This is a genomic window from Xanthomonas sp. NCPPB 1062 (genome assembly GCF_041481705.2).
Lineage (GTDB): Bacteria > Pseudomonadota > Gammaproteobacteria > Xanthomonadales > Xanthomonadaceae > Xanthomonas > Xanthomonas euvesicatoria.
On the sequence record NZ_CM192987.1, the window covers coordinates 4,061,343 to 4,082,133 of the forward strand.

Annotated in this window: 16 protein-coding genes; 12 read left to right on the plus strand and 4 right to left on the minus strand. The window is 64.3% G+C overall.

What is annotated here, in order from left to right; genetic code table 11:
* Nucleotides 1-60 precede the first annotated feature (60 nt).
* From ACCQ16_RS17345 to ACCQ16_RS17365, 5 genes are all read left to right on the plus strand, one after another.
* Nucleotides 61-1,866, plus strand: a complete 1,806-nt coding sequence (locus ACCQ16_RS17345) for a copper resistance system multicopper oxidase (RefSeq protein ID WP_014091111.1) — start codon at nt 61-63, stop codon at nt 1,864-1,866.
* On the plus strand, nt 1,863-2,954 hold the full coding sequence (locus ACCQ16_RS17350; RefSeq protein WP_277573199.1) for a copper resistance protein B: 1,092 nt from the start codon (nt 1,863-1,865) through the stop codon (nt 2,952-2,954). The genes ACCQ16_RS17345 and ACCQ16_RS17350 overlap by 4 nt, the downstream gene beginning before the upstream one ends.
* A 161-nt stretch (nt 2,955-3,115) precedes the next feature.
* The gene (gloA, locus tag ACCQ16_RS17355; RefSeq protein WP_005914729.1) at nt 3,116-3,640 is read left to right on the plus strand and encodes a lactoylglutathione lyase; all 525 of its coding nucleotides are present in this window, start codon (nt 3,116-3,118) and stop codon (nt 3,638-3,640) included.
* A gap of 323 nt (nt 3,641-3,963) precedes the next feature.
* Nucleotides 3,964-4,722 (plus strand): hypothetical protein, encoded by a 759-nt coding sequence (locus tag ACCQ16_RS17360; protein ID WP_008571024.1) that lies wholly within the window; start codon nt 3,964-3,966, stop codon nt 4,720-4,722.
* Nucleotides 4,723-4,828: 106 nt separating this feature from the next.
* On the plus strand, nt 4,829-6,694 hold the full coding sequence (locus tag ACCQ16_RS17365) for an XVIPCD domain-containing protein (RefSeq protein WP_277573242.1): 1,866 nt from the start codon (nt 4,829-4,831) through the stop codon (nt 6,692-6,694).
* A gap of 130 nt (nt 6,695-6,824) precedes the next feature.
* On the opposite strand, the gene ACCQ16_RS17370 is transcribed toward ACCQ16_RS17365, so the two are convergent.
* From ACCQ16_RS17370 to glmS, 3 genes are all read right to left on the minus strand, one after another.
* Nucleotides 6,825-7,964, minus strand: a complete 1,140-nt coding sequence (locus tag ACCQ16_RS17370; RefSeq protein WP_218559519.1) for a hypothetical protein — start codon at nt 7,962-7,964, stop codon at nt 6,825-6,827.
* A gap of 234 nt (nt 7,965-8,198) precedes the next feature.
* Entirely contained in the window at nt 8,199-8,672 is a 474-nt protein-coding gene (locus tag ACCQ16_RS17375) for a hypothetical protein (protein WP_005914723.1), read from the minus strand.
* 350 nt (nt 8,673-9,022) lie between these two features.
* The gene (gene glmS / locus ACCQ16_RS17380) at nt 9,023-10,852 is read right to left on the minus strand and encodes a glutamine--fructose-6-phosphate transaminase (isomerizing) (protein ID WP_005914722.1); all 1,830 of its coding nucleotides are present in this window, start codon (nt 10,850-10,852) and stop codon (nt 9,023-9,025) included.
* Nucleotides 10,853-11,057: 205 nt separating this feature from the next.
* On the opposite strand from glmS, the gene ACCQ16_RS17385 reads away from it, so the two are divergent.
* The 7 genes from ACCQ16_RS17385 (at nt 11,058) to ACCQ16_RS17415 (ending at nt 19,082) form a co-directional block, all read left to right on the plus strand.
* The gene (locus ACCQ16_RS17385) at nt 11,058-12,329 is read left to right on the plus strand and encodes an efflux RND transporter periplasmic adaptor subunit (RefSeq protein ID WP_014091116.1); all 1,272 of its coding nucleotides are present in this window, start codon (nt 11,058-11,060) and stop codon (nt 12,327-12,329) included.
* 48 nt (nt 12,330-12,377) lie between these two features.
* A complete protein-coding gene (locus ACCQ16_RS17390; protein WP_011348648.1) occupies nt 12,378-13,097 on the plus strand; it encodes an ABC transporter ATP-binding protein in 720 nt (239 codons plus the stop codon).
* Between the two features lie 11 nt (nt 13,098-13,108).
* Entirely contained in the window at nt 13,109-14,410 is a 1,302-nt protein-coding gene (locus ACCQ16_RS17395; RefSeq protein WP_011348649.1) for an ABC transporter permease, read from the plus strand.
* A 55-nt stretch (nt 14,411-14,465) separates the two neighbouring features.
* Nucleotides 14,466-15,692, plus strand: coding sequence for an ABC transporter permease (locus ACCQ16_RS17400; RefSeq protein ID WP_218555505.1), 1,227 nt, complete (start codon nt 14,466-14,468; stop codon nt 15,690-15,692).
* A 225-nt stretch (nt 15,693-15,917) separates the two neighbouring features.
* The gene (locus ACCQ16_RS17405) at nt 15,918-16,223 is read left to right on the plus strand and encodes a hypothetical protein (protein WP_031424968.1); all 306 of its coding nucleotides are present in this window, start codon (nt 15,918-15,920) and stop codon (nt 16,221-16,223) included.
* A gap of 160 nt (nt 16,224-16,383) precedes the next feature.
* A complete protein-coding gene (locus ACCQ16_RS17410) occupies nt 16,384-17,727 on the plus strand; it encodes a sigma-54-dependent transcriptional regulator (RefSeq protein WP_372380044.1) in 1,344 nt (447 codons plus the stop codon).
* Between the two features lie 8 nt (nt 17,728-17,735).
* Nucleotides 17,736-19,082, plus strand: a complete 1,347-nt coding sequence (locus tag ACCQ16_RS17415) for a sensor histidine kinase (RefSeq protein WP_029820332.1) — start codon at nt 17,736-17,738, stop codon at nt 19,080-19,082.
* Nucleotides 19,083-19,383: 301 nt separating this feature from the next.
* Here ACCQ16_RS17415 and glmU read toward each other — a convergent pair whose 3' ends face one another.
* Entirely contained in the window at nt 19,384-20,748 is a 1,365-nt protein-coding gene (gene glmU, locus ACCQ16_RS17420) for a bifunctional UDP-N-acetylglucosamine diphosphorylase/glucosamine-1-phosphate N-acetyltransferase GlmU (RefSeq protein WP_031424970.1), read from the minus strand.
* Nucleotides 20,749-20,791 lie beyond the last annotated feature (43 nt).

Genomic DNA, 20,791 nt, shown 5'->3' on the forward strand with positions numbered 1-20,791 from the left:
CTCGGCCCCGCGCGTGCTTGCGCGGGTTTCCTCAGTTTTGCGCTGCGCTCCATCTTGCCGATGGAGCGCGCAGGAGATGTCATGTCTTTCGATCCCCCGTTTTCCCACGGCTCAACCGCCAGCGGTCTGAGCCGGCGCCGCTTCGTCCAGGGCCTGGCCCTGGGCGGCGTCGCCGCAGCCGGCGGCCTGTGGCGCTACGACGCGCGCGCCGCCGCCCAGGCCACCACGCCGGTGCTACGCGGAAGCAGCCAGTCGCTGCAGATCGGCCGCCTGCCGGTGAACTTCACCGGACACACCCGCTCCGCAATCACGGTCAACCAGAGCCTGCCGGCGCCTACCCTGCGCTGGCGCGAGGGCGACACGGTGGGCGTGCGCGTGCGTAACGCGCTGACCGACCAACCCACCTCGGTGCATTGGCATGGCCTGTTGCTGCCGGCCAACATGGACGGCGTGCCGGGGATGAGTTTCGACGGCATCGCGCCGGGCCAGGAGTACCACTACCGCTTCACGCTGCGCCAGTCCGGCACCTACTGGTATCACAGCCATTCGATGTTTCAGGAACAGGCCGGCCTGTATGGCGCCATCGTCATCGATCCGCTGACACCGCCGCCGTACCGGCACGATCGCGAGCATGTGGTGCTGCTCTCGGACTGGACCGACCTGGACCCGGCCGCCCTGTTCCGCCGGCTCAAGCAGATGCCCAGCCACGACAATTACGCGCAGCGCACGGTCGTCGATTTCCTGCGCGATGCGCGCGACGACGGCCTGCGCGCCACGCTGGCCGACCGCGGCATGTGGGGGCGCATGCGCATGACCCCGACCGACCTGTCCGACGTCAACGCCAACACCTACACCTACCTGCTCAACGGCGTGGCGCCGGCCGGCAACTGGACCGGGTTGTTCAAGCCAGGCGAAAAGGTGTTGCTGCGTTTCATCAACGGCTCGTCGATGACCTACTTCGACATCCGTATTCCCGGCCTGCGCATGACCGTGGTGGCCGCCGACGGGCAGTACGTGCATCCGGTCAGCGTGGACGAACTGCGCATCGCCGCGGCCGAGACCTTCGACGTGATCGTCGAACCGCTCGGCCAGGATGCGTTTACGTTATTCGCGCAGGACATGGGCCGCACCGGCTTTGCCTGTGGCACGCTGGCAGTGCAACACGGCTTGCAGGCGCCGATTCCCGCACTGGATCGGCGCGCCATCCTGACCATGCAGGACATGGGACATGGCGATGGGATGCACCACGCGCTACCCGCAATGCACGGCGCGCCCGGGATGTTGGCGGCGCATGGGACGCACACCATGCACTCGCACGACGATGCCCAGGCACACGACAAGGCGCCGCATCATCCCGCCAGCGAAACCGGCAACCCGCTGATCGACATGCGCAGCAATGCCACCGCACCGCGCCTGGACGACCCCGGCGTGGGCCTGCGCGACAACGGCCGCCGCGTGCTGTGCTACGCCGATCTGCATAGCGTGTTCGAGGATCCGGATGGGCGCGAACCCGGGCGCGACATCGAGCTGCATCTGACCGGGCATATGGAAAAATTCGCCTGGTCCTTCGATGGCATCGCGTTCGCTTCCGCGCAACCCTTGCGTCTGCAATACGGCGAGCGGCTGCGTATCGTGCTGGTCAACGACACCATGATGCAGCACCCGATTCACCTGCATGGCATGTGGAGCGACCTGGAAGATGCACACGGCAACTTCCAGGTACGCAAGCACACCATCGACATGCCGCCGGGCACCCGCCGCACCTACCGCGTGCGTGCCGATGCGCTCGGCCGCTGGGCCTATCACTGTCATCTGCTGTACCACATGGAAGCAGGGATGATGCGCGAAGTGCGGGTGGAGGCATGAGTCGCTTTCGCACACAGGCCTGGTTGGCTGCTGCGTTCCTGGCGAGCGCATCTGCGGTTGCGCAGGAGCATCAGCACGATGCGCTGGAGGACGCACCGCAGGACATGCAGGACCATGCGATGCAAGTGACCGATGGCATGCAGACGACCCCTGCCTCATCTCAGGCCGCACACATGGACGACGCCCACATGGCGCACGCTGCCACGGGCACCGGCGCCATGGACAATGAATCGATGAAGGATGGATCCATGGGCGATGCATCCATGCACCATGCGATGGATCACGCGTCGATGGATCACTCCAAGATGCACCACACGCAGCCCACACACGCTGCACAAACTCCTGCATCACCCGCAGAGACACGCAGTCACCCACTCCCTCGCGACCCCATTCCCCCACCCACGGCGGACGACATCGCCGCCGCATTCGCACCATTGCACACGCATACGATGCACTCGGCAGGTATCAACCACTATGTCCTGCTCGATCGGCTTGAAGCGTCCAACACGCATCGCGGTAGCGGCCAGGCCTGGGAATCGCGCGCATGGATCGGCGGCGACATCGACCGGCTCTGGCTGCGCAGCGAGGGCGAACGGCACGACGGGCGCACCGAACCTGCCTCGCTGGAGGCGTTCTATGGCCATGCCATTTCGCCATGGTGGGATGTACTCATCGGCGCGCGCCAGGACATCGGCGCAGGCGAACATCGCAGCTGGGCCGCTTTCGGCGTGCAAGGCCTGGCGCCCTACAAGTTCGAAACCGAAGCCACGCTGTATGTGGGCACTGGCAGCCGCGCGGCGCTGCGGCTGGAAGGCGAATACGAGGTACTGCTGACCAACCGTCTGATCCTGCAGCCGCGTGCGGAAGCCGACATCGCGCTTACCGACGACAACCGCCGCGGCATTGGCAGCGGTCTGGAAGCGGTGGAACTTGGCTTGCGCCTGCGCTACGAGATTACCCGCCGCTTCGCGCCGTACATCGGCTGGGTGCACAGCCGCAGCTTCGGCGATAGCGCACAACGCGCCGCGATGGACGATGCCCCCGCACGCGACAGCCGCTTTGTTGCCGGTGTGCGCGTGTGGTTTTGAGGCGATGGCATCGTGCACGGGCAGATGCAGTTGGCCCTCTCCTCCAACGCCAGCGCATTCGAACCGCTGCCCTTTCGCCATGACACGCCGACAACCCTGCCCTGGCTACCATCCCCCTTCGCGCAACACCCCCCACCCGCAATCCACACCAGGAGACCGCCATGCCTTTGAACGATCTGCAACACGTGCCAGGCGCCAATGCCGCGCCCGCCGACACGCACGGCTTCGTGTTCAACCACACCATGCTGCGCGTCAAGGACGCAACACAGTCGCTGGATTTCTATACCCGTGTCCTGGGCTTCCGCCTGCTCGACGCACGCGATTTTGCCGACGCAAAATTCAGCCTGTATTTTCTCGCGCTGCTGCCCGAAGGCACGGCCATTCCCGATGACGACGCGCAGCGTCGCCTGTGGATGGCCGGCATCCCCGGCGTGCTCGAACTCACCCACAACCATGGCACCGAAACCCAGGATGGCCCGGTCTATCACGACGGCAACAGCGACCCACGCGGCTTCGGCCATATCTGTATCTCGGTGCCGGACATCCATGCTGCCTGCGCACGCTTCGACAGCCTCAACGTGCCGTATCAGAAACGCCTGGAAGACGGCCGCATGAAGCACCTGGCCTTCATCAAGGACCCGGACGGTTACTGGGTGGAGATCATTTCCAATACGCCCTTGGCGTAAGTCCGCCGCTCAGCGGCAAGCTGGCGCGTCAGCGGATGCACAGGCCGAACGCAGCGCATCCGCGACGTGGAAGCCCCGCGCCGCAACGACGTGCGGGAGCCGCCAGGCCCGGTGCAACGACTGGACACAACGGCGGGCTGGAGTAGACTTTCGCCGCCCTCCGCAATGGATGCACCCCAATGCTCGTCAGGAAGATTTCACTTGTCCTTGCGCTAGCAACGATCGCCGCCTGCACACAGGCGACACCGGACGCCACCGCTCCGAAGACCGCCGCAGCCGCGGCCGGCACTCCTCCAAAACCGTCAGAAAAGGATGCACCTCCCATGCAGGACGCAACCCAGGGATCGACCCAGCAATTGCAGCCGCCGCGGACCGACAGCGTGTTGTATTTCATCAGCAACGTGGACGGCGATGGCGCAACCTCCTACGAGGTCGCCAATGGCAGCTGGATCAATTATTGGTACGGCTTTCAATTCGAACTCGGCGGTACGCGGTATTACACCGGCTTCGCCTGGGAAACGCCCGAGCTCTATGGCGCCGAGCGCGAGAATCACGATGCTGCCCCTGGTACCAAGGTGACGCTTGCTCACGCCACGTTTGTGGCCAGCGAACCGGGGAGCAAGTCTCCATGGAAGCTGCTTGGCGCAGAGCCTTACATCGGCGAATTCGGCGGCATGGAGCAGGGCAACACCGTCGACACGACGCGTCAACCACAGACCTTTGTCACCGATGACGGCAGGCTGGTGCTGGCCGTGCCGACGTGGAGCCTGCAGTCGGGCGTGCGCATCCTTTCCTACGACGCACTCGTGTTCAACCCGAAAGAAACCGATAACGTCAACGACAAGCATTGGACCTATATCGGCAACATTCCGGCGGGTGAGGACAACAGCGCCAACTGTGGCGAAGATGCGCCCGGCAAGATTGCCTGCGTCAAGAACACCAGCACGCTTGCGTTCGTGAAGCAGCCAGGACTGCCCGCATTGCGGGTAACGGTCTCTGCCGTTCCCCCGACGAGCGGGGGTGACGCGACGGTTGAATACCGCTACGATGCCGCCAGCAAATCGTATTTGCCGACTCCTTGATACAGGACCAAAGGAATTGGTTCGGGCGGCGTACCGCTGCAGCCGCGTGGCTGCAGCACTCAATCAAGGACCTTGAGCGATGCCGACGAACTACTCACGAGCCCAAGTGCTCGACATCATCGAACGCGAAGCGGCCGAGCGGAATATTCCGCGTGACGACTTCCTGCGTTTTGCCCACGTAGAGACTGGCGGCGCCTTCGACGAGTTGGCCAGTCGCGGCCCCGGCGGTGCGAAAGGACTATTCCAGTTCACGCCGCCAACTGCCCAGCAGTACGGCATTGCCGGACGCGAGCTGGACGCGGTGGCCAATACCGACGCAGCAGCGCGGCTGTATCTGGACAACCGGACGAGCCTGGTCAATCGGCACGAACGCGATGGGCGGCCGTACCTTTCGGGCAAGCCCGAGCCCGATGGCCTGGATATGTATCTGGCCCATCAGCAAGGCGCCGGTGGCTATCGCTCTTTGCAGACCGCGATCGCCACGGGATCTTTTGGCCTGGAAAGCACACGCGCCAACATTCTCAACAATGTCGGCGAGAAAGAGCTGAAGTCCCTGACCGGCGTCGATTCGGCGACGTTCCGGCGCATGTCCGACAAGGACATGGCACAGACCTTCGTGCAGTACTGGGATACGAAGATGGACCGTATCCGGATTCCTGAAAAAGGCATCGAGCCGATTTCGACCACGCAGCAGGCACCCTCGCACGCTGCGCCAGCGCACTCTGCGCCTGCCCAGCCGGAAAAACCCGCAGCGCAAGGCATTGCGCTTCACGCAGCCTATGACCTCACCAACAAATACGATCACGTCAAATACGGCCTGGGCGCGAAAGATCCCGACAAAGGCAGGGTCGATTGTTCTGGCTGGGTGGTCGAGATGCAGAACGCGACCATGGACGAGATCAACAAGGGCGCCGGCAAGGCCATCTTCACCAAGGACGAAAAGTTCAGTCCGGGTTTCGACAGTGCATCCGAACTGCTGCGCAAGGCCGAGCTGCGCTCCGGCGTGCTGATCCAAGGCAAGGATGTGACTGCCCAGACCCTCAAGGAAGGCATGATCATCGGCGAGGACAATGGCCCGCAGAGTTGGGACAAGGGGCGCTACAAGGGCATCGACCACATCACGATGGTGGTGCGTGACCCCAAGGATGGCCAGCTCAAGATCAGCCAATCCCGTGGCGGCGAGGGTGTCGAGCTCAGTTCGCTGGATTCCTACCTCGAGCGCAAGCACGCCAAGGGCGTCAAGCTGTATGCGAGCGACCCGCTGTCTGAGGCGCGCGACCTGCTGCAGGAGCGCAGCCAGAACAAGCAGCAATCTCACGCAGCGACCGAGCACAAACCCAGCCAGGCACACGCCGCCGCTGATGCGCCGGGTGTCCTGCGCGAAAATGCGCGTGGCGCAGAAGTGCGCACATTGCAGCAGACGCTGCAGCAACTGGGTTACAAGGACGCAGGCGGTAACGAACTCAAGGCTGACGGCGCCTATGGCCAACGGACCAGCGAGGCGGTCAAGGCATTCCAGCGTGCGCATGGGCTGCAGGACGATGGCGTGGTTGGCCGCGATACGCAGGCTGCGTTGAAGCAGGCGGAAAAGACGCCCTTGCTCTCGGAGAAAACCAATCCCGACCACCCGCTGTTCAATCAGGCCGTCAACAAGCTGGAGCAGCTCGGTCCGAATGCCTTCGCCAATCGGCAGCAGTTGGCAAATGCGGCCGGCCACATGACCTTCGAAGCCAAGGTCAGCGGCATGCAACGCATCGACATGGTGGCGCAAAGCAAGGACGGCAACGGACTGTTTGCCGTGCAGGGTCAGCCAACCGACCCGGCGCATCAGCGGATCTACACCGACAAGGCAACCGCTGCGGAACGGCCGCTGGAGCAGAGCAGCAATGCTGTGCGGCAGGAAGCGCAGACGCAGACGCAGGCTCAAGACCAGCAAGAGCAACAACGCAGCCAGGCGCGCAGCGTCGGTTGATCGTCGCGCAACACAAACACAGAAGGGGCACCGATCGATGGATCGGTGCCCCTTCTTGTTTACACCCGCATTACGCGTTGTTTCCCATCACATCGGGCGCCGGATATCCGGCGCCACCAGCACTGGTCCGTCAGTTGGACGTCGCAACAGCTTCTCTGTCAGGGAACCACTGCGGCAACTGCTCGGCGAATTTCGCTGCGCATTCGTCGCTGTAGGCTTGTGCGGCTGCTTTGACCAACGCGTAATCGTTGGCTTCCCATTCTTCCAGCGAGGCAGTACGCGGTGTCGGCGCGCAGTCCAGACTGACCGGGCTCGCCTTGCGCTTCAAGAAGCCGCTGCGCTCCCCACCGATCGTCACTGCGTAGCGCAGCTCGTAAGGCGACTTGGTATCGGCCAGGCTTTGATACACCAGCAGCCAGTCCGACATCAGCACCTGCAACGGGAACGGTTCTGCCGGTACGGCCCGCGGATGCCCGGTGAAGTAGGTCTTCAAATGCGCGTTGACCGCATCGCGCTGCAATTGATAGCCGGGATTCCCCAGGGCCTCCATCTTTTCGCCTTTCAGCTGATCTTTTCCGAAGGCAGAGACCGCAACACCGCGCGCGAACAGGCTGGTGGCAATCTGCAAACCGACGACCATCCCGGTATGTCCGCGGCGGACGACACGCAGCATTTCGTCGCCGTTGGGCAGGCCGTTCGAGCCCACCCGCATGCTCGAATGCAATGGGAGCTGCAAGGCCCAATCTGCCGAGGGCGTCATGGCAACGCCTGCATCGGACTGCAGACTTGGTTGCGCCTGTGTTGCGGCAACCGCCACAGTGCCTGCAACTGCAGCAGCCGCATAGGCAGTTGCCGTGGAGAAATCCCCGCCTGCAAACGCAGGCACCACCGCAGTGGCTTCGGTCACGCGCGCAGCGGTACAGAAGGTACCAGCCGCCCGCATCTGTGCCTCATGGAAGCCAATGCCGTTGATCTGGTGCACGCCGGCATCCTTGCCGTACTGCTCCACCAGCTTGCCGATCAATGCATCGGACGGCGATTGCTGTGCGCAGACCTTGGCGGCTGCGATGCGCGACCAGGCGAATTGCAGCGCAGGATCCCAGCCCATCGCATCTTCGCCCACGAATCCGTGGTCGTAGTGATACGCATAAATGGCAGGGTCGATCTCCTGCAGCGTCATTCCGCCCTGTCCGGCATAGCCCAGCGGCACGTCTTGCGCAACAGCAAGCCCCGGCAGTGCCAATAGCACCGCCGCGATACACGTCTTCATGAATCCCTGTCCCTATGGATAAGTGCGACGCGCTGCATGTCCCCCATGCAGCGCGACCGATGCGCCACCGCTCGCACACGACGGCTTCCCACATGCAGGGCGCTGATCGACGGGTAATGGCACAAACGCACCCGGCCGATCGTCCTGCAGGGATAGTGTGCCCGCACACGGCAGCCATCGCAGTCGGGGCGGTCCCCACGCATGTGTGGGGACCGCCCCTCAGATGCTCACTGCTTAGGCATGCAAGATTCCGCCTGGGCCTGGTTGCCAATCGCGTGGCGTGCGCAATGCGGCCAATATACGCACCAGCTCGCGATAGCTCTGGGCCAGTTGCGCGAACAGACCTGCATCGCTGCAGCGGGTGTCGGCCACTTCGGAATACGCGCCCCTGCCCAGATCGATGAAGTAATCCACACTGAGGCGCCGGCGTTGCGCCACGCCCGGAAACAGGCCTGCAATCAGCAGGCAACCGTCTCCCACGTCACGCAATGCGTCGGCCCGCACGCTACCGATCTGGTCCTGCGCATGCAGCCATGCCAGCGCCTGCGTGCGCGAAAGCAGATGCGCATCGCGCTGGAAGCGCAGCAACACGAACACCAGATAATGCTCGCGCGATTCGTCCAGCGGACGCGCAATCCGCTGCCCCGCCTCGCGCACCAACGCCTGCCACAACTCGGCCGGCGCCCCCTGTTTGAAAGACTCGTGCATACGTCCTCCTGCGTGGTGTGGACCCTCGCCAGGAGCTTATGCATAACTTGGGCCACTGCGTTGGCAGAGGCTGTGGTGGAGCGCTAAGGACCGGCCGCTGGCAGTGCGACCGGGCCTTCGCCAGACGGATACGGCCACTCCTGGAAGCGGCATCGCCACGTGCATAGGCAGGACGTCGGCGACTGCTTTGCGAGGAGCTGAACCTCGCGCGTTGCGCGTCAGCGCAACCAGCACGACGTCGCACGCAATCGCCATCCTGGAACATGACAGCGACAGAGCCGAACATGCACTGCGTGCATGCACCGACTGCATGCAGCTGGCAGTGCGCGCAGACGGCACCGCGGCAGCGCTTACTCCACCGTCACCGACTTGGCCAGATTGCGCGGCTTGTCCACATCGGTGCCGCGTGCCAGGGCGGTGTGGTAAGCCAGCAGCTGCACCGGGATGGTGTGGATCACCGGCGACAGCACGCCGGCATGGCGTGGGGTGCGGATGACATGCACGCCTTCGGAGTCGCTGAAGTGGCTGTCCTGGTCGGCGAACACGAACAGCTCGCCGCCGCGTGCGCGCACTTCCTGCATGTTGGATTTGACCTTTTCCAGCAGGCGGTCGTTCGGTGCGATCACCACCACCGGCATCGCCGCATCCACCAGTGCCAGCGGCCCATGCTTCAACTCGCCGGCCGGATACGCTTCGGCGTGGATATATGAGATTTCCTTGAGCTTGAGCGCGCCTTCCAATGCAATCGGATAATGCAGGCCGCGACCGAGGAACAGCGCATTCTCCTTCGGCGAAAATCGTTCGGCCCAGGCCATGATCTGCGGTTCAAGATTCAATGCATGCTGCACGCTGCCGGGCAAAAAGCGCAGCTGCTCCAGATACTCGGCTTCTTCGGCGTCACTGATGCGGCCCTGCAACTTCCCCAACACCATGGTGAGCTGGAACAACACCGCCAGCTGGGTGGTGAAGGCCTTGGTCGAGGCCACGCCGATCTCGGCGCCGGCACGCGTGTAGCAGACCAGCTCGCTGGCGCGCGGGATCGCACTTTCCGGCACATTGCAGATCGACAGCGTGTGCAAATGCCCCAGCGATTTGGCGTATTTCAGCGCTTCCATCGTGTCCAGCGTTTCGCCGGACTGGGAGATGGTCACGATCAGATGCTTCGGGTTGGCATACGCGGCGCGGTAGCGGTATTCGCTGGCGATCTCCACGCTGCACGGCAGCCCCGCAATGGCTTCGATCCAGTAACGGGCGGTCATGCCGGCGTAGTAGCTGGTACCGCAGGCCAGGATCTGCACGCCTTCAATGTCGCGCAACACCGCTTCTGCGTTGGCGCCGAACAGCGATGCCGGGAAACCCTTGGCATCGATCGCCGCCTCGATGGTGTCGGCCAAGGCGCGCGGCTGCTCGTGGATTTCCTTCTGCATGAAATGCCGGAACGGGCCCAGTTCCAGCGAGGCCAGCGACACGTCCGACAGGTGCAGCGGGCGCTCCACCGGTGCATCGTTGCCGTCGAAGATGCGCACGCCTTCGCGGTGCAATTCGGCGGTGTCGCCTTCTTCGAGGAAGATCACCTGGCGCGTGGCCTGCACGATCGCCGACACGTCGGAAGCGACGAAGTTTTCCCCCTCACCCACCCCGATCAGCAACGGGCAGCCCATGCGCGCGCAGACGAAGCGTTCCGGTTCGGCCTGGCTCATCACCGCCAGCGCATAGGCACCGGTGAGTTCCTTGACGGTGCGCTGCAGCGCGGTGAGCAGGTCGCCGGCGCTGCCCAGATGATGATGGATCAGATGCGCGATGACCTCGGTGTCGGTCTGCGACTCGAAGGTGTAGCCAAGCGCGCGCAATTTTTCGCGCTGCTCCTCGTGGTTTTCGATAATGCCGTTGTGCACCAGCGCCACGCCGGCGCTGATGTGCGGGTGCGCGTTGGCTTCGGTGACGCCGCCATGGGTGGCCCAGCGGGTGTGGCCGATCCCCAGCGTGGCGCCGAACTGTTCGGCCTGCGCGGCCTGCGCCATCTCGGCCACCCGCCCGGTGCGACGCACCCGGCGCACCTGCACGCCATCGAGCACTGCAATGCCGGAGGAATCGTAGCCGCGGTATTCCAGGCGCTTGAGTCCTTCGATCAGGACCGGGACCACATCGCGCCCGGCGATCGCTCCGACAATGCCGCACATAGGACAGCTCTCGCAAAAGAAGTCGGACATTTTAGCGTGTCCGCTCTTGTCCGCTGCATGACCATGCCCGGACAGCGTGTCCGCCCCCAGTGTCCGCGGACACTGCGGACACCGGTCGCCACGTCAACAAAACCATCCATTTCAATGACTTGAACGTTGGCACGGGTCCTGCTTTATCGCAGTGACGCCACCGAGCCAGCCGACCATGATTCGCGATACCTCTGCCCAGGACCAGGTTCTCCGCACACCCGCCCAGCGCGCGCCGTGGCGCCGTTGGCTGTGGCCTGGCGTCGCCGCGGTGACGGTGCTGGCCGGGATCGGCTGGGCCGTGGCTGCGTGGAGCGCCGGCAGCCGCTCGTTCGACGCCAGCCGCGTGCGCGTTGCCACCGTCACCCGAGGCGACCTGGTACGCGACATCGCCGCCGACGGCCGCGTGATCGCCGCCAACAGCCCGGTGCTGTACGCCATCTCTGCCGGCACGGTGACGCTGAGCGTGGTGGCTGGCGACGTCGTCAAGCAGGGCCAGGAACTGGCGCGCATCGACAGCCCCGAGCTGCGCAGCAAGCTGGCGCAGGAGCAGGCCACCCTGGCCGGCCTGGAGGCCGAATCCAGCCGCGCGGCCCTGGATGCCACCCTGGCGCGTGCCAACGCCAGCAAGCTCACCGACCAGGCCCAGATCGACAAGCAGGCTGCCGCGCGCGACCTGGAGCGCTACCAACGCGGCTACGACGGTGGCGCCGTGCCGCAGGTGGAACTGGCCAAGGCGCAGGACACCTTGAAGAAGACCGATATCGACCTGCAGCACGCCCAACGCGATGCCGCGTTGAAGAGCCAGGGTGCGGACCTGGATTCGCGCAACAAGCGCCTGCTGGCAGACCGCCAACGCGCCGTGGTGGCCGAAGTGCAGCGCCAGGTGGACGCGCTCACGCTGCGCTCGCCCTTCGATGGCCAGGTCGGCCAGGTGCAGGCGGTGCAGCACACCCAGGTGGCGGCGAACGCGCCGATTCTGGGCGTGGTGGATCTGTCCAAGTTCGAAGTGGAGATCAAGGTGCCGGAGAGTTTCGCCCGCGATCTGGCGATCGGCATGCCGGCCCAGCTCACCAGCGGCAGCGGCCAACCGTTCGCCGGCGCCATCTCGGCGGTGTCGCCGGAAGTGGTCAATGGCGAAGTCACCGCGCGCATCCGCTTCACCGACAAGCAGCCGCCAGGCCTGCGCCAGAGCCAGCGCATGAGCGCACGCGTGCTGATGGACACGCGCCGCAACGTGCTCAAGGTCGAACGCGGCCCGTTTGTCGAACAATCCGGCGGCAGCTATGCCTATGTGATGGATGGCAACACCGCCGCGCGGCGCCCGGTCACGCTCGGTGTCAGCAGCCTGGGCGAAGTGCAGGTGCTCTCCGGGCTACAGGTCGGCGACCGCGTGGTGGTCTCCGGTGCAGACAACTTTGGCGACGCGCCGCGCGTCACCGTCCACTGATTCACTCATTTCCACTCGTCGCACACTCTCTTCGCAAAGGAATCGGCAATGCTCAAGATGCAAGCGGTCTCCAAGGTCTTCCGCACCGAACAGGTGGAAACGCATGCGCTGCGGTCGCTGGACCTGCATGTGCGCGAAGGCGAGTTCGTCGCGGTCACCGGCCCCTCCGGCTCGGGCAAGACCACCTTCCTCAACCTGGCCGGGCTGCTGGAAACCTTCACCAGCGGGCAGTATCTGCTCGATGGCGAAGACGTCAGCCATCTGTCCGACGATGCACGTTCGCGCCTGCGCAACCGCAAGATCGGCTTCATCTTCCAGGGCTTCAATCTGATTCCCGACCTCAACCTGTTCGACAACGTCGATGTGCCGCTGCGATATCGCGGCATGGCGGCAGCCGAGCGCAAGCAGCGCATCGAAGAGGCACTGACCAAGGTGGGCCTGGGCTCGCGCCTGCGTCACTACCCCACCGAACTCTCCGGTGGGCAACAGCAGCGCGCTGCGATTGCGCGCGCACTGGCCGGCAGTCCACGCTTGCTGCTGGCCGACGAACCCACCGGCAACCTCGATTCGCAAATGGCGCGCGGGGTGATGGAACTGCTGGAAGAGATCAACAGCCAGGGCACCACCATCGTCATGGTCACCCACGATCCGGAACTGGCCGCACGCGCGCAGCGCAACGTGCACATCGTCGACGGGCAGGCCACCGACCTGGAACGCAATCCCAGCCTGATGCGCACGCCTGCCGCCGTTGCAACCCTGGCCGACTGAGGAGCCCACCCATGTTCGGCTACTACTTCAATCTTGCGGTACGCAGCTTCCGCCGCAACAAGGTACTGACCGCACTGATGGTGCTGGCCATCGCGCTGGGTATCGGCGCCAGCATGACCACGCTGACGGTGTTCCATGTGTTGTCGGGCGACCCGATTCCGCAAAAGAGCGATCGGTTGTTCTATGTGCAGGTGGATGCGGAACCGAAGTCCGGCTACCAGCCGGGAGACGAGCCCGATTACCAGTCCACCCGCTTCGACGCCGAGGCGCTGCTGCGTGAGAAGCGCGCCATGCGTCAGGCGATGATGTCAGGCGGAAGTGTCGCGATCGAGCCACAGCGCAGTGGATTGAGCCCTTTCAAGCTAAACGCTCGTTTCACTTCGGCCGATTTCTTTGCGATGTTCGACGTGCCCTTGCTCTACGGCCAAGCGTGGTCCGGCACAAGCGACGAGCGGCACGAACGTGTCGCGGTGATCAGCAAGTCGCTGAACGAAAAGCTGTTCGACGGTGGCAACAGCGTCGGGCGCGAAGTGCGCGTGGACAAGAACACCTTCCGTATCGTCGGCGTCCTGGATACCTGGAAGATCGACCCACGCTTCTACGACATCACAGACACCTACGGCTCGAACGAACAGCTGTATGTGCCGTTCAGTACGGCGATGGATCTGAAATTGACCCACGCCGGCGGGACCAACTGCTCCGGCAAGGTCGAGGCAGGCGACACCACCGCGCTGAATGCGCCCTGCACCTGGGTGCAGTACTGGGTGGAGCTGGAAAATGCCAAGCAGGCGGGCGACTACAAGGCCTACCTCGAAAACTATTCCGATCAACAACGTGCCGCCGGGCGCTTTACCCGGCCCAACAATGTGCGCCTGCGCAACGTGATGCAGTGGCTGGACTACAACAAGGTGGTTCCCAGCGACGTCCGTCTGCAGTTGTGGCTGGCCATGGGCTTTCTGCTGGTGTGCCTGCTCAACACGGTCGGCCTGTTGCTGGCGAAATTCCTGCGCCGCAGCGGAGAGATTGGCGTGCGGCGTGCGCTTGGCGCGTCGCGCGGCGCAATCTTTGCGCAGTGCCTGGTGGAGGCAGGGACCATCGGCCTGGCCGGCGGCATCGGCGGACTTGGGCTGGCGTGGCTGGGGCTGTGGGCCGTGCGTCAGCAACCGGTGGATTACGCCGCGCTGGCGCACCTGGATATCACGATGCTGCTGCTGACATTCGCCATTGCGATCGCCGCGAGCCTGCTCGCCGGCATCCTGCCGTCCTGGCGCGCCATCCAGGTCGCACCGGCACTGCAGTTGAAGTCGTCCTGAACCTCCTGCCCGCCGCATCGCGGCGAGCCACGCTTCCTATCTTCAAGGTCAGCCCATGGACATCCGACCCATCATCTCCACCTTGCGCCGCCATAAGACGGCCGCCGCACTGATCGTGCTCGAGATCGCACTGGCTTGCGCCATCATCTGCAATTCGCTGTTTTTGATCGGCAATCGCCTGGACACGCTCCGGACTCCAAGCGGCATCGCCGAACAGGAGTTGCTCAGTATCCAGCTGGACGGCATCGGCCCACAGGCCAATGCCGATGCACGTACCCGGGAGGATCTGGCAGCGCTGCGCGCGGTACCCGGCGTGCGCAATGCAGTCATCACCAATCAGATCCCCTTCGTCAATTACTCGTCCAACACGGGGCTGACCCTGACCCCGGAGCAGGAACGCCCCACACTCAATGCCGCGCAGTATCTGGTCAGCGAAGGCAGCCTGGATGCACTTGGCCTGCAATTGAATGCCGGCCGCGACTTCAGCCCCGACGAATACATCAGCCAAGAAAAGGCTGATAACGACGATGAAGTCCGCAAGAAGGGTGCGGCGGTCATTCTGACGCAGGGGGCGGCGGACAAGATGTTCCCCGACCACAGCGCGCTCGGCAAGACCATCTACTCTGGCGACGTCCCGCTGCGTATCGTCGGAATCGTGCGCACCCTGGCGCGGCCGAACAATGTCAATGGACTGTCGGCAAAGGACTATTCGATGCTGCTGCCCATCCGTCCACCGTATAACAACGGGCAATACATCGTACGTGTTACCGATCCCTTGCGTCGGGCGGAAGTGCTGAAGGCGGCAGTGGCGGCCTTGATGAAAGTGGACAACAGCCGGTTGGTGCTGAAACAAGAGACCTACACCGAAATCCGCGAAAAGTATTTCCGCAATGATCGCGCAATGATCTGGCTACTCGGCGCAGTGTGCATCGCACTACTGATCGTCACCGCCTTGGGCATCGTCGGCCTGGCGAGTTTCTGGGTGCAGCAACGCACCAAGCAGATCGGTATCCGCCGTGCGCTGGGTGCAACGCGCAGCCAGATCCTGCGCTACTTCCAGATCGAGAATTTCCTGCTCGCCTCGGTCGGCATCGTGCTCGGCATGCTGATGGCCTACTCGATCAACGTCTGGCTGATGGCACGCTATGAATTGCCGCGACTGCCGGCAATCTACCTGCCGATTGGCGCGCTGCTGCTATGGATGCTCGGCCAGCTGGCGGTGTTCTGGCCGGCCCGCCGCGCAGCCGCAGTGCCCCCGGCTGTTGCCACCCGCAGTGCATGATGGCCGGCGTTGCTTCCCCGTCGCTTGGCAGTGGGGAAGCAACCCGGCTCGCCATCCACCGTGCGTTTCCACCATCGTTACGAACCGGATTCCCTCATGCCTTGCTCTCTTGCATCATCGGCACTGATCGCCCTGACCGCCTGCTGCCTCCTTCACCCCGGCCAGGCCGATGCGGCAACGCGGGCGCACGCGGCGTCGGCCTCGTCCAGCACTTCGACGCAAGAGGTGCTCGCCATCGACGACACCCGGCTGAACTGGCGCCATGACGATCAAATTCTGGAGCTCGTCGCCAGTAGCGACGGATTGCTGGTGACCCAGGCCAGCGCGTCGCTCAGCCTGCAGTTGCAACGTGGCGACCGCGTGCGCACGGCAGGCCGAACCCAGATCACCACAATCGCAACATTGCTGGCCGCACTGCAGGCTGCTGCAGGCAACCCCATCGCCGTGGATGTCATGCGCGATGGTGTGCAGGTGCACCTGATCTGGACAGCGGCCACGTACACACCGCTGTTGCCGCCCGCGGCTCCATAACCAGCGCCGTGCCGGCAACAGCCGATGCACCCTGCATCGGCCGCTTGAGTCCGCCGACCTTGCCGCCCGGCGATCTGCCGCCCCCGCCGAGCAGCGCGTTGTCGCTGCGTGTTGCCAGTATTCTGTGCCGATCCCATCCCGCGCCTTCTTGAGCAATGCGATGCCGCACATCCTGATCATCGACGACAACACGGCCGTGGCCACTGCATTGGAAGTGCTGTTTTCGTTGCACGACATCGAGGCGCGGCACGCGCATTCGCCGCAGGCCGGGCTGGCGCTGCTGGACGAGCAGGCGTTCGATCTGGTGATCCAGGACATGAACTTCACCGCCGACACCACCTCCGGCGAAGAAGGCGAGGCGCTGTTTACCCAACTGCGTCAGCGTCATCCGGACCTGCCGGTGATCCTGCTCACCGCCTGGACGCACCTGGGCAGCGCGGTGGGCCTGGTCAAGGCCGGTGCGGCCGATTACATCGCCAAGCCCTGGGACGACACCAAGCTGCTGACCACGGTCAACAACCTGCTGGAACTGTCCGAAGCACGCCGCGAACTGGAACGTCGTCGCGAACGCGAACGCCGCGGCCGCGAGCAGCTGACCCAGCGCTACGACCTGCGCGGCGCGGTGTTCGCCGATCCGGCCAGCGAGCGCGCAATCGCCCTGGCCTGCCAGGTCGCACGCTCGGACTTGCCGGTGCTGATCACCGGCCCCAATGGCAGCGGCAAGGAAAAGATTGCCGAGATCATCCAGGCCAATTCGGCCACCAAACATGGCCCGTTCATTGCACTCAACTGCGGCGCCTTGCCAGGTGAATTGATCGAAGCCGAATTATTCGGGGCCGAAGCCGGCGCCTACACCGGCGCCAACAAGGCGCGCGAAGGCAAGTTCGAAGCGGCCGATGGCGGCACGCTGTTTCTCGACGAGATCGGCAACCTGCCGCTGGCGGGTCAAATGAAGTTGCTGCGCGTGCTGGAAACCGGCCGTTACGAGCGGCTGGGTTCCAACCGCGAGCGCCACGCCAAGGTGCGCGTGATCAGCGCCACCAATTCAGATCTGCCGGCGATGATCCGCGACGGCAGTTTTCGCGAGGATCTGTATTACCGGCTCAACACGGTGGAAATCGCACTGCCCGCACTGGCCGAACGCCCCGGCGATATCGGCCCGCTGGCCGAGCACTTCCTTGCCGGTGAAAAGCCGCTATCCGCGCACGCGCGCGATGCCTTGCAACGGCATGCCTGGCCCGGCAACGTGCGCGAGTTACGCAATGTGCTGCAACGCGCCGCCTTGCTCGCGCAGGGCGCGCGCATCTCAGCGGGCGATCTGAATCTGCCGCGTGCAACCGCGCCACGGCCGGCGACGCCGGCTGCAGGCGAGCCGGATCGCGCGCGTATCGAACAGGCGCTGGCACGCGCGCAAGGCGTGATCGCACAAGCGGCCGCCGAGCTGGGGTTGAGCCGTCAGGCGCTGTATCGGCGCATGGACCGTTACGGCATCAGCTCGGAATGAACCTTCGCATGCGGAACCGCTCTTTCACGTTTTCGCTGTTTTTGCGCTTGCTGCCGGTGCTTGCCCTGGCAGCTGCATTGCCATGGTTCATGGCGTACTGGCTGGACCACGGCTGGCAGGTGGCGGCGATTTCGGTCCTCGTCCTGCTGGCAGCGATGTGGTTCAGCCTCAACCGCGCCACCGCACCGATGCGCTCGCTGTTTCGTGCGCTGGCCGGCACCACCAGCAGCTACCGCGATGGCGAATACAACTTCGGTGTGTATTGGCGCGGCAACGACGAACTGGCGCAACTGGTGCAGGCACATGCCGAGCTTGGCGATGTGCTGCGTGCGCAGCGTAGCCATCTGGTACAGCGCGAGCTGATGCTCGACACCATGCTGCAGAACACACCGGTGGCCATGCTGCTGGTGGTCGCCGGCGGCGATGGCCTGCGGCGGATCGGGTTTTCCAACAATGCCGCACGCAAGCTGCTGTACGAAGGACGCAAGCTGGAAGGCCAGCATCTGGACGATGTGCTCGGCCGCATGCCGGCCGAATTGCGCGATGCGCTGGCACGTGGCGGGGATTGCCTGTTCGCGGTACGCGAAGATGGCGACGACGAAGAAGACGAGCAGATCTATCACCTGTCGCGGCGTAGCTTTCACATCAACGGGCGCGGGCACGAGCTGTTGTTGATCCGCACCTTGACCACCGAGTTACGCCGCCAGGAAGTGCAGACCTGGAAAAAAGTCATCCGCGTGATCAGCCACGAATTGAACAATTCGCTGGCACCGATCGCCTCGCTGGCGCATTCGGGCGCCGAGCTGCTGCGCCGCGAACGCACCGATCGCCTGGGGACGGTGTTCGAGACCATCGAAGAACGCGCGCGTCACCTGGAAGGCTTTATCCGCGGCTATGCGCGCTTTGCCAAATTGCCGCAACCGCAGCTGCAGACCATCGAATGGGCGCCGTTTTTGCAGCGCTTGCAGCAGCAGATTCCGTTCCAGGTACAGGGCACGCTGACCGATGTCTCCAGCCGGATCGATGCAGCGCAGATCGAGCAGGCGCTGCTCAATCTGCTGAAAAATGCCCACGAGGCCTGCAGCGAAGCACAGCCGCCCAATAGCGATGTCGCCCTACGCGTCACGCGCGTGCCGCAGTGGCTACGCATCGAAGTGCTCGACCGCGGCAACGGCATGAACGAAGCGGTGCTGCACAACGCACTGATGCCGTTCTATTCGACCAAGCGCAATGGCACAGGTCTTGGTCTTGCCCTCACCCGCGAAATCGCCGAAGCGCACGGCGGCCGCATCTCGCTGCACAACCGCGAACACGGCGGACTGTGCGTGACCTTGCTGTTGCCATTGGCGGCTTGAACGCAGCAAGGCTTGCAGGACTTGCGATGCCATCCATGCGTTGCATCACGCCTTCCGTCAGCGCACGCGCCCCGCGCATGTCATGGCAGCGCCCCTGGGCGCGATGGACGGCCGGTCGCGCCCAGGGGCGCTCCCGCACGTTCAGCGCTCCGCCAGCGGCCCAGCCGCCTGGGCCCGCAAGCAGCCTTGACGCGTCGCGCCGAGAACGGCGGAGCTGTTGCGCGCTTCCGATGCATCGGGCCACCAAGCGCAATCAGCGCCGATGCGGCGCTGTTCCCTGCGATCCAGCGTGCACCGCAGCCTATTTCTTGGTCGGCCGCTTCCAGCCTTCGATCACGGTCTGCCGCGCACGCGTCACACTGAGCTGGCCCGCCGGCGCATCGCTCGTGATCACCGAACCGGCACCGATGGTGGAATTGGCGCCAATCTCGATCGGTGCCACCAACGCGCTGTTGGAGCCGACAAACGCACCATCGCCGATGGTGGTCTGCGACTTGTTCACCCCGTCGTAGTTGCAGGTGATGGTGCCGGCGCCGATGTTGACCTTGCTGCCGATCACCGCATCGCCCAGATAGGTCAGATGGTTGGCCTTGCTGCCGACGCCCATGGTGACCTTTTTGGTCTCCACGAAATTGCCGATATGCACGCCATCGGCCAACACGGTGCCGGGGCGCAAACGCGCGAACGGGCCGATCTGCACCGCGCCTTCGGTGACCACGCCTTCCAGATCGCTGTGCGCACGCACGTGCGTGCCGGCACCGAGCGTGACGTCGCGCAAGCGCACGAACGGGCCGATCACCACATCATCGCCCAGCGTCACATTGCCTTCCAGGATCACATCGATATCCAGCTGCACATCGCGCCCCACCTGCACGCTGCCGCGCTGCTCCACACGCGCCGGGTCGGCCATGCGCACGCCCTGCAGGCAAAGCGTGCGCGCGGCGCGCAGTTGCCAGGCACGTTCGAGCTGGGCGAGTTGCCACGGGTCGTTGGCACCCTCCACGTCCTGCGGGTCGGCCACGTGCACCATGTCGGCCGGCGTGAAATCGGCTGCGGCGCTGGCGAACACGTCGGTGAGATAGAACTCGCCCTGCGCATTGTCGTTGGACAAACCAGCCAGCCAACGGCGCAGCGCAGTGGATTCAGCGGTGAGGATGCCGGTATTGATGGTACGAATGCGGCGCTGCTCGTCATTGGCGTCCTTCTGCTCGACGATCGCGGCCACCTTGCCCTCCGCATCGCGCAGGATGCGCCCATAGCCGGTGGGATTGGCCAGTTCGGCAACCAGCACCGCCATGCGGCCCGGTGCATGCAGCAACTGCAACAGGCTCTCGCTGCGGATCAGCGGCACATCGCCATACAACACCAGCACCGTTGCCGCATCGGGAATCGCAGGCATTGCCTGCTGCACGGCATGCCCGGTGCCCAACTGCTCGCGCTGTTCGGCCCACTGCAGATCGCCTTGATCGGCGAAGGCTGCCTGCACCTGGTCGCCACCATGCCCGTACACGATATGGATCGCCGCCGGCTGCAGCTGCCGCGCAGTGGCGATCACATGCGCCAGCATCGGCTGGCCCGCCAGCGGCTGCAGCACCTTGGGCAGGGACGAGCGCATGCGCTTGCCTTCGCCTGCGGCCAGGATCACAACGTGCAGGGGCAGGGTCATCAAGACATTCCAGGCATAGGGATGTCCAAATTCTAGTCGCTGC

Excerpts from the sequence above, each read along its gene's own strand:
- ACCQ16_RS17375 (WP_005914723.1), bottom strand. The coding sequence starts at position 8,672 with ATGCACGAGTCTTTCAAACAGGGGGCGCCGGCCGAGTTGTGGCAGGCG.
- ACCQ16_RS17345 (WP_014091111.1), top strand. The coding sequence starts at position 61 with ATGGAGCGCGCAGGAGATGTCATGTCTTTCGATCCCCCGTTTTCCCAC.
- ACCQ16_RS17415 (WP_029820332.1), top strand. The coding sequence starts at position 17,736 with ATGCGGAACCGCTCTTTCACGTTTTCGCTGTTTTTGCGCTTGCTGCCG.
- ACCQ16_RS17410 (WP_372380044.1), top strand. The coding sequence starts at position 16,384 with ATGCCGCACATCCTGATCATCGACGACAACACGGCCGTGGCCACTGCA.
- ACCQ16_RS17370 (WP_218559519.1), bottom strand. The coding sequence starts at position 7,964 with ATGAAGACGTGTATCGCGGCGGTGCTATTGGCACTGCCGGGGCTTGCT.
- ACCQ16_RS17350 (WP_277573199.1), top strand. The coding sequence starts at position 1,863 with ATGAGTCGCTTTCGCACACAGGCCTGGTTGGCTGCTGCGTTCCTGGCG.
- gloA (WP_005914729.1), top strand. The coding sequence starts at position 3,116 with ATGCCTTTGAACGATCTGCAACACGTGCCAGGCGCCAATGCCGCGCCC.
- ACCQ16_RS17360 (WP_008571024.1), top strand. The coding sequence starts at position 3,964 with ATGCAGGACGCAACCCAGGGATCGACCCAGCAATTGCAGCCGCCGCGG.
- ACCQ16_RS17385 (WP_014091116.1), top strand. The coding sequence starts at position 11,058 with ATGATTCGCGATACCTCTGCCCAGGACCAGGTTCTCCGCACACCCGCC.
- ACCQ16_RS17400 (WP_218555505.1), top strand. The coding sequence starts at position 14,466 with ATGGACATCCGACCCATCATCTCCACCTTGCGCCGCCATAAGACGGCC.
- ACCQ16_RS17390 (WP_011348648.1), top strand. The coding sequence starts at position 12,378 with ATGCTCAAGATGCAAGCGGTCTCCAAGGTCTTCCGCACCGAACAGGTG.
- glmS (WP_005914722.1), bottom strand. The coding sequence starts at position 10,852 with ATGTGCGGCATTGTCGGAGCGATCGCCGGGCGCGATGTGGTCCCGGTC.
- glmU (WP_031424970.1), bottom strand. The coding sequence starts at position 20,748 with ATGACCCTGCCCCTGCACGTTGTGATCCTGGCCGCAGGCGAAGGCAAG.
- ACCQ16_RS17395 (WP_011348649.1), top strand. The coding sequence starts at position 13,109 with ATGTTCGGCTACTACTTCAATCTTGCGGTACGCAGCTTCCGCCGCAAC.